Source organism: Kluyvera sp. Awk 3 (genome assembly GCF_028069715.1).
Lineage (GTDB): Bacteria > Pseudomonadota > Gammaproteobacteria > Enterobacterales > Enterobacteriaceae > Kluyvera > Kluyvera georgiana_A.
In genome coordinates this window covers 1-7,281 of sequence record NZ_JANEWH010000186.1, presented here as the reverse complement: position 1 = coordinate 7,281, position 7,281 = coordinate 1, and the positions used below count along the sequence as shown (strand labels likewise).

Annotated in this window: 7 protein-coding genes; 2 read left to right on the top strand and 5 right to left on the bottom strand. The window is 54.3% G+C overall.

What is annotated here, in order from left to right; all coding sequences use genetic code 11:
* The first annotated feature begins 115 nt into the window (after positions 1-115).
* Positions 116-1,435: a xylose isomerase gene (xylA, locus tag NNN71_RS22755; RefSeq protein WP_271459403.1), complete on the top strand. Its 1,320-nt coding sequence runs from the start codon at positions 116-118 to the stop codon at positions 1,433-1,435.
* A gap of 62 nt (positions 1,436-1,497) precedes the next feature.
* On the opposite strand, the gene NNN71_RS22750 is transcribed toward xylA, so the two are convergent.
* The 5 genes from NNN71_RS22750 to NNN71_RS22730 are packed head-to-tail and all read right to left on the bottom strand — an operon-like array spanning position 1,498 to position 5,810.
* Entirely contained in the window at positions 1,498-2,274 is a 777-nt protein-coding gene (locus NNN71_RS22750) for an ABC transporter ATP-binding protein (RefSeq protein WP_271459402.1), read from the bottom strand.
* Complete coding sequence (locus tag NNN71_RS22745) at positions 2,274-3,044, bottom strand: ABC transporter permease (RefSeq protein WP_271459401.1); 771 nt, start codon at positions 3,042-3,044, stop codon at positions 2,274-2,276. Before NNN71_RS22745 ends, NNN71_RS22750 begins: the two co-directional genes overlap by 1 nt.
* Positions 3,041-4,048, bottom strand: a complete 1,008-nt coding sequence (locus NNN71_RS22740) for a taurine ABC transporter substrate-binding protein (protein WP_271459400.1) — start codon at positions 4,046-4,048, stop codon at positions 3,041-3,043. The genes NNN71_RS22745 and NNN71_RS22740 overlap by 4 nt, the downstream gene beginning before the upstream one ends.
* A gap of 54 nt (positions 4,049-4,102) precedes the next feature.
* A complete protein-coding gene (locus NNN71_RS22735) occupies positions 4,103-4,813 on the bottom strand; it encodes an aspartate/glutamate racemase family protein (protein ID WP_271459399.1) in 711 nt (236 codons plus the stop codon).
* Positions 4,806-5,810 carry a D-cysteine desulfhydrase gene (locus NNN71_RS22730; RefSeq protein ID WP_271459398.1) on the bottom strand — a complete coding sequence of 335 codons (1,005 nt, stop codon included), beginning with the start codon at positions 5,808-5,810 and terminating at the stop codon, positions 4,806-4,808. Before NNN71_RS22730 ends, NNN71_RS22735 begins: the two co-directional genes overlap by 8 nt.
* A 451-nt stretch (positions 5,811-6,261) precedes the next feature.
* On the opposite strand from NNN71_RS22730, the gene NNN71_RS22725 reads away from it, so the two are divergent.
* Positions 6,262-6,969, top strand: a complete 708-nt coding sequence (locus NNN71_RS22725) for a PadR family transcriptional regulator (protein WP_271459397.1) — start codon at positions 6,262-6,264, stop codon at positions 6,967-6,969.
* The last annotated feature ends 312 nt before the right edge of the window (positions 6,970-7,281 follow it).

The window sequence follows — 7,281 nt, the reverse complement described above, 5'->3', positions numbered from 1 at the left end:
CGTTTGAGTAATCTCCTAATCTACGAATGAAATTCCGTAATTGATCAAGACGCGATGGAAAATACAGGATAGCCACAGTGATTGACTTTTCGCTTTCTGAATTATGGAGTTCATTATGCAAAATTATTTCGATCAGCTCGATCGTGTACGTTTTGAAGGACCTAAAACGACTAATCCACTCGCTTTTCGTCATTACAATCCGGATGAAATCGTGCTGGGTAAACGAATGGAAGAACATCTGCGCTTTGCCGCCTGTTATTGGCATAACTTCTGCTGGAATGGCGCGGATATGTTTGGCAAGGGCTCTTTTGAACAACCCTGGCAGCAGGCTGGCGATGCGCTCGCGCTGGCAAAAATGAAAGCCGACGTTGCTTTTGAATTCTTCCACAAACTCAATGTGCCGTATTACTGCTTCCATGATGTCGACGTCTCGCCAGAAGGCGCATCGTTGAAGGAATATCTGAATAACTTTGCCGTAATGACCGATGTGCTGGCGCAAAAACAGCAAGAAACCGGAATGAAATTGCTGTGGGGAACCGCCAACTGCTTTACCCACCCCCGTTACGGCGCCGGTGCGGCAACCAACCCGGATCCTGAAGTGTTCTCCTGGGCTGCAACCCAGGTCGTTACCGCCATGAACGCAACCCAGAAACTGGGCGGTGAAAACTATGTTCTGTGGGGCGGCCGCGAAGGTTATGAATCGCTTCTGAATACGGATTTGCGCCAGGAGCGCGAGCAAATTGGCCGTTTCCTGCAGATGGTCGTTGAACACAAACATAAAATCGGTTTCCGTGGCGCGCTGCTGATCGAACCGAAACCACAGGAGCCGACTAAGCATCAATACGACTACGATGTCGCCACGGTATATGGATTCCTGAAGCAGTTTGGTCTGGAAAAAGAGATTAAAGTCAACATCGAAGCCAACCACGCGACCCTTGCAGGGCATACCTTCCAGCATGAAATTGCCAGTGCGATTGCCCTGGATATCTTCGGTTCCGTGGATGCCAACCGCGGCGATGCGCAACTTGGCTGGGATACCGACCAGTTCCCGAACAGCGTTGAAGAGAACACGCTGGTGATGTATGAGATCCTCAAAGCTGGCGGGTTTACGACTGGCGGTCTGAACTTTGATGCCAAAGTGCGTCGTCAAAGCACCGATAAATACGATATGTTCTATGGCCACATTGGCGCAATGGATGTGATGGCGCTGTCGCTGAAGAAAGCCGCTCGTATGCTTGAAGATGGCGCGCTCAATAAGCGCCTTGAAAAACGCTATGCAGGCTGGAATGGCGAACTGGGCCAACAAATTATGCAAGGACGACTGTCGCTAGCGCAGCTTGCCCACTATGCCGAGCAGCATAACCTTAACCCTCAGCATCAAAGTGGGCATCAGGAACAGCTCGAAAACCTCGTTAACGCTTACATCTTTGACTAAATCTTGTTTTAAATGCCCCTGCGGGGGCATTTGCTCAAAAGGAGTTGATTCATTCCCGACGTTTAGCCCAGGTGCCGCTTTGCCTCGAGCCGTACCCGATGCAAAACGTGGTGTTTGATCTCGCTGTAGGCAGGGTGTTCGGCCAACGTTTCAATATCCCGCTCCCGCCCAAAGGGCAGAACGATCTCATCGACGATCTTTCCTGGTTTTGCCGACATGATCAGGATGCGATCGGCAAGAAACAACGCCTCTTCCACATCGTGGGTGACGAAAAGCAGCGTGGTGCCGGTGGATAACCAGGCCTCACGCAGCAACTCTTGCATCATCAGCCGGGTTTGCGCGTCCAGCGCGCCAAACGGCTCATCAAGCAGCAGCACTTCCGGGCCGGGAAGCCAGGCGCGTGCCAGCGCCACGCGCTGTTTCATACCACCGGAAAGCTGCCAGGGCGCGTGATTCTCGAACCCTTTCAGCCCCACGCGTTCCAGCCACGCCTTCGCCTGAGCGTTGGTTTCGTTCTTGCGATGTTTTCCCAGCCGCGGGCCAAAGGTGACGTTGTCCAGCACCGACAGCCAGGGAAACAGATTGGGCTGCTGGAAAATCATCCCGCGATCCGGCCCCGGCTGCCGCACCGTTTTACCCCCTGCCGCCACCCGTCCGCTATCCGGTTTATTGAACCCGGCAACCAGGTTCAGAATGGTGGATTTTCCGCAGCCGGATGGCCCGAGCAGCACGACAAACTCGCCGCGCGTCAGGGTCAGACTGATATCTTCCAGTACCGTAAACGGCTGTGGTTTCGCCGCAAAAGCGAGCGACACATTTTCGAGAGTGATTGCACTCATTATTCTTTCCCCGCCCAGGGCACCGTCAGACGTTGTAGCCCCAGCAGTAAGAGATCCAGCAAATAACCGATGCCACCCAGCAGCAAAATACCGAGCATGACGATATCGGTGCGCAGATAAGAGCTGGCGTTAATAACCATCCAGCCCAGCCCCGAACTGGCCGCGACCATTTCCGCCGCAATCAACGACGTCCAGCCAATGCCAATCGAAAGCCTGACGGTGGTGAAAAGATCCGGTAGCGCATCCGGCAGCACCACGCGCAGAAAAATCTGCCAGCGAGAGGCGCCGAGGGTTTGCGCCACACGAATACGCGAGCGGCCAATGCGCTCAACGGCCGCCGACGCGCCCACCACGACGCTCAAAAAAGTGGCAATAAAAATCAGGAAAAATTTGGATGCTTCGCCAATGCCCAACCAGACCACCGCCAGCGGGATAAGCGCGATTTTGGGCAGCGGACGCAGAAACTGAACAAAAGGGTTAAGCACTGCCGACAAACCCTCCGACAAACCCATCAGGAGACCCAGCGGAATCCCGATAATAATGGCCACCGCAAACGCGCTGAGGGCGCGCGCCAGGCTCACCGCGATATGCTCCCACAGCGGCACCTGACGGTAGCCGTCTGCCAGCAGCTCTTCGGTGGTCAGCCCGATGTCGGTGAGCGACGGCAGCAGCAAGGGATCAACCCACTGTCGCGTCGCCGCCACCTGCCAGACGATAAAGAAAACCGCCACCGACAGCACGCTGATGGCGATATGCTGACTCAATCTCATTGTGCCGCCACCGCCGCATCACGAATGTAGCGAGACTGGATCGCGTTATCCCAGTTGGCGGGAATATCACGCTGGCGAATCTCGCCGATACCTGCAAGGAAACTGGAGGTTTTGCTCAATGCTTTGCCAATACCGCTGTCGGACGTGTGTGTTCCGTTACCCAGCCAGTCGGCAGTGCCCTGCTGGGCAAGCGTCGGGTATTCCAGCCCGCCGAGCGTATTTGCTGCGGTGGTGACCGGCGCGCCAACCTCTTTAGCCACAATCGCCGCGGCGCGTTCCGGGTCTTTCCTGAACTCATCCACTTTCTGCTGGTGCACGCGCAGGAAGGCGGTGACCGCTTCTGGATATTGTTCCGCAAAGGCTTTGCGTACGACGTAGTTGTTGTAGATCAGATAGCCGTCTTTCTGCAGATCTTTGGTCGCAAAGACCTGATGCCCGCCCGATGCCTCCAGCTCCTGGGCAAATGGCGCCCAGACGTAGCCAGCATCAATATCGCCACGTTTCCAGGCCGCCACCATCTCAGCCGGACGCAGCGGCAGCAGCGTAATTTTGCTGCGATCCAGATTGTTCACGCTAATTGCGGCTTCAAGGGCGTACTGTGCCGTTGAGTTTGGCGGATAAGCCACACGCTTACCTTCGATATCATTGATTTTCACAATGCCATCTTTGCCAATCAGTCGCTCGTAGCTGGCAATCACGCCCGACACGCCAATAATCTCGACCGGTAATTTACGCACGATACCCGCCGTGGCAGGACTGGACCCGAAATTAGCAATATCAATGGCATTGCTGGCAAAATAATTCAACGCATCGGCGCCCGATGCAAATTGCACCCATTTCACTTTGCTGTTTAGCGCTTTATCCAGAGAGCCGTCGGCTTTTGCCAACATTAATACCTGCGAACCGCCGCTATAAGCGACACGGACCTCAGCCGGCGTCTCGGCAAAACTCATATTTGCCCATAAACCACCCGCTGCGATTAATAAGCAGAGACTTTTTTTCATTTTATTTTTCCTTTGATGAAACCGATGATTTCGCCCGACACTGCACCGGACGGTTTATCTCTTTATTTGCCATAACTGCGAACATCGCTCGGCCAGCGCTTGTGCCGGGTCGAAGGTAAGATGACGGAACGGGGCATTGACCGCCTCAAACGCAACGGGTACTTCAGTACAGGCCAGCACCAGTTTTTGTGCCCCGCGAGCAAACAGTGCATTAGCCTGCAGTGACAGCCACTCCCCCCCTTCCTTTAGCTCACCGCGTTTAACCGCGTAGCAGCCAGGCACAAACCACTGCGTCAGTTCCTCTTCCGTTGGCACAACCACTTCGATGTCCTGCTGCGCCAGGCGGTTCTGATACCAGCCCGCTTCCAGCGTGCCTTTGGTGGCAATCACCCCTACCCGCCGTGGCTTTGGCGCTGACAGTGACAGCGCATCCAACGTGGCATCAACGATATGCAGAATCGGCGCCTCACTCGCTTCACTGAGCGCATCGTACCAGTGGTGCGCGGTGTTGCAGGGAATGGCGATATGGCTTGCGCCCGCCTGATTCAGCTTCTCAATACCGTGGAGTAACTGTGGCAGAGGCGACGGTCCGGTGCCCGCTAGCGCTTTCTGGCGATCGACAATTTGCGGTACGTTCCAGACCACCGAAGGGATCTGCTGCTGATCGCTTTGCGCAGGGGTGGCATCCAGCAAGCGGCGCTGAAAATCCAGCGTCGCCAGCGGCCCCATGCCGCCCAGCACGCCAAGCAGAAAAGGCTTAGCCATGCTCTAACACCTGGCGATAACCAAACAAACCTGCCGCGCCGCCGGTGTGGATAAACACGACGTTTTCATCTGAGCGGAAATGGCCTTTACGAATAAGATCGATTAGCCCGGCCATGCCTTTTGCGGAGTAGACCGGGTCAAGCAAGATGCCTTCATGACGGGCAAGCAGCGTTAACGCTTCGAGGGTCCCTTCCGTCGGCAAACCGTACCCGTCGCCGACATAGTCGCTATTCGCGACCACCGCATGCCGCGACAGTTCTCCCGGTACGCCAAGCAGCTCCCGCGTCCGTGAGGCCAGATTCCAGACATTCTCTTCCTGCTGCGCTTTTGGCGCGCGCACGCTAATACCCAGTACCGGAATATGACTGTTAGTGGCCGTAAAACCCGCCACCAGCCCGGCCTGCGTACCGGTACTGCCCGTGGCGTGAACCACATGATCGATACGCAGACGACGTTCAGATGACTGATACAACAGCTCTTCCGCGCAGGCCACATAGCCCAGCGCACCAATCGGATTCGAGCCGCCGCCGGGAATGATATACGGCGTATGCCCCTGCTCGCGCAGCGTCCCGGCGTATTCTTCCATCGCCTGCTGCATATTTGTGCCAGCCGGCAGATGAGCGACGATGTCGCCACCCAGCAGATTATCCAGCAGCACGTTACCTGAACGCTGATAATCTTCGCCAAAATCGGTCACGCGTTTTTCCAGCAGCGCCTTTGCTTTTAGCCCCAGACGCGCAGCACCTGCAATGGTCTGGCGCACATGGTTCGACTGTGTCGCCCCCTGGGTAATGACCACATCGGCTTTTTTCTCCAGCGCATCCGCCAGCAGGAATTCCAGTTTACGGGTTTTATTTCCCCCCATTGCCAGACCGGTGGCGTCGTCACGTTTAATCCATATTTTAGGTCCGCCTAATAATTGACTTAAATTATTTAGCGGCTCCAGTGGCGTGGGGAAATGACCAAGTAAAATTCGGGGGAACCGGGCCAGATGCATAAATGCTCCTTGCTAATAAAAATCGCTTTATAAAAGTGAAATTCACTATACACATCTGCAAGATGGGTCCAATCAACAATAATAAATAACGATTACTGAAAAACGGATAAGCTGAGAAATAGCGAACAGCTTGCGCAGAGATATTCTTTTGTGGAATAGCTTACGGTGAAAAAGAATATTGTTTGCGGGATGAGCGCGCGACACAAGGGAAAAAACCATCCCGATTGTTAATGGCGAATACGATATCCGGCCCCGGATATCGTTTTGCCTGCCTGCAGATCCATCCCGTTAAGCTGAAATGTTGGCTACAGCCAGTCATCCCGCCACTCCGGACAATTTTTTACCACTGCGCTTGATCTTTTGTATCGTAAGATATAGCCTTTAACTATCTTAAGATACAGTCTTACGATACACACAGAGATTCACGTACGCTATAAAACGGGAGTACCCTATGTTTTTTGATCGATTCCATCGCCACGCCTGTGGCCACCATGAACACGGCCTCCATGGCCATCATCATCACCACGATCCTCGTATGGCAATGTTCAACCCGTTCGATGACGAAGATGAGACATGCTTCCATATGGCTGGGCGCCATCACGGCGGGCCCTTCGGCGCTGGACGCGGCGGCCGGGGTGACTTCTTTGGCAACGGTGGACGCCCGCCGTTCTTACGCGGCCGTAAGTTCAGCGCCGATGAACTGCAATTATTGCTGCTTGCCCTCCTGGAGGAGAATGCCAGCTACGGTTATGAGCTGATCAAACGGCTCGACGAAAAAAGCGCCGGGTTCTACAAACCGAGCCCGGGGGTCGTTTACCCGGCACTGACCTGGCTTGAGGATGTCGGCTATGTCACCGTCACTCAGGAAGGTACCCGCAAGCGCTATGCGCTGGCGGCAGAAGGCACGGCATGGCTGGCAGAAAACAAAGCTATGGCTGACGCTATCATGGCGCGGCTGGACCACTTCGCTCAGCAGATGAACACCATGACTGAGGCGATGCGCGAAGCCCCTACCGATTTTGATCCTGCATTACGCGACGCCGTGGCCGAGCTGCGCCACCAGATTCACGCCCGCCATCAGAGCGACCCGGAGGTACAGCGCCAGATGGTGACTGTGCTACAAACCGCCATTGAAGCACTCAAAAAACTCCCTCTTTAACCACTGACCGCTTCAGTGCCTGCGGTGCATTACCCTGCACCCAGGCGCTGGGGAAACGCGTCGTCATAGAGATAGCCTCACGTTGCTGATGAAGGCATGAGGAATATGGTGGTGTATTCATTAAGGGGGAGCAGGTCAGTTCGTTGTCTGTTTTTGCTCATCAGGTGCGAGCTATAAGTCGCGATAAACCTCCGGAAAGCGAACGTATTTGTTGTTCTACTACAATAACGCAATTATGAAACTGAAATTTTTGTGATAAACATTCATTTAACAAATACTCATAATGGTTTTAATTGTATTGAAGTGTAAAAA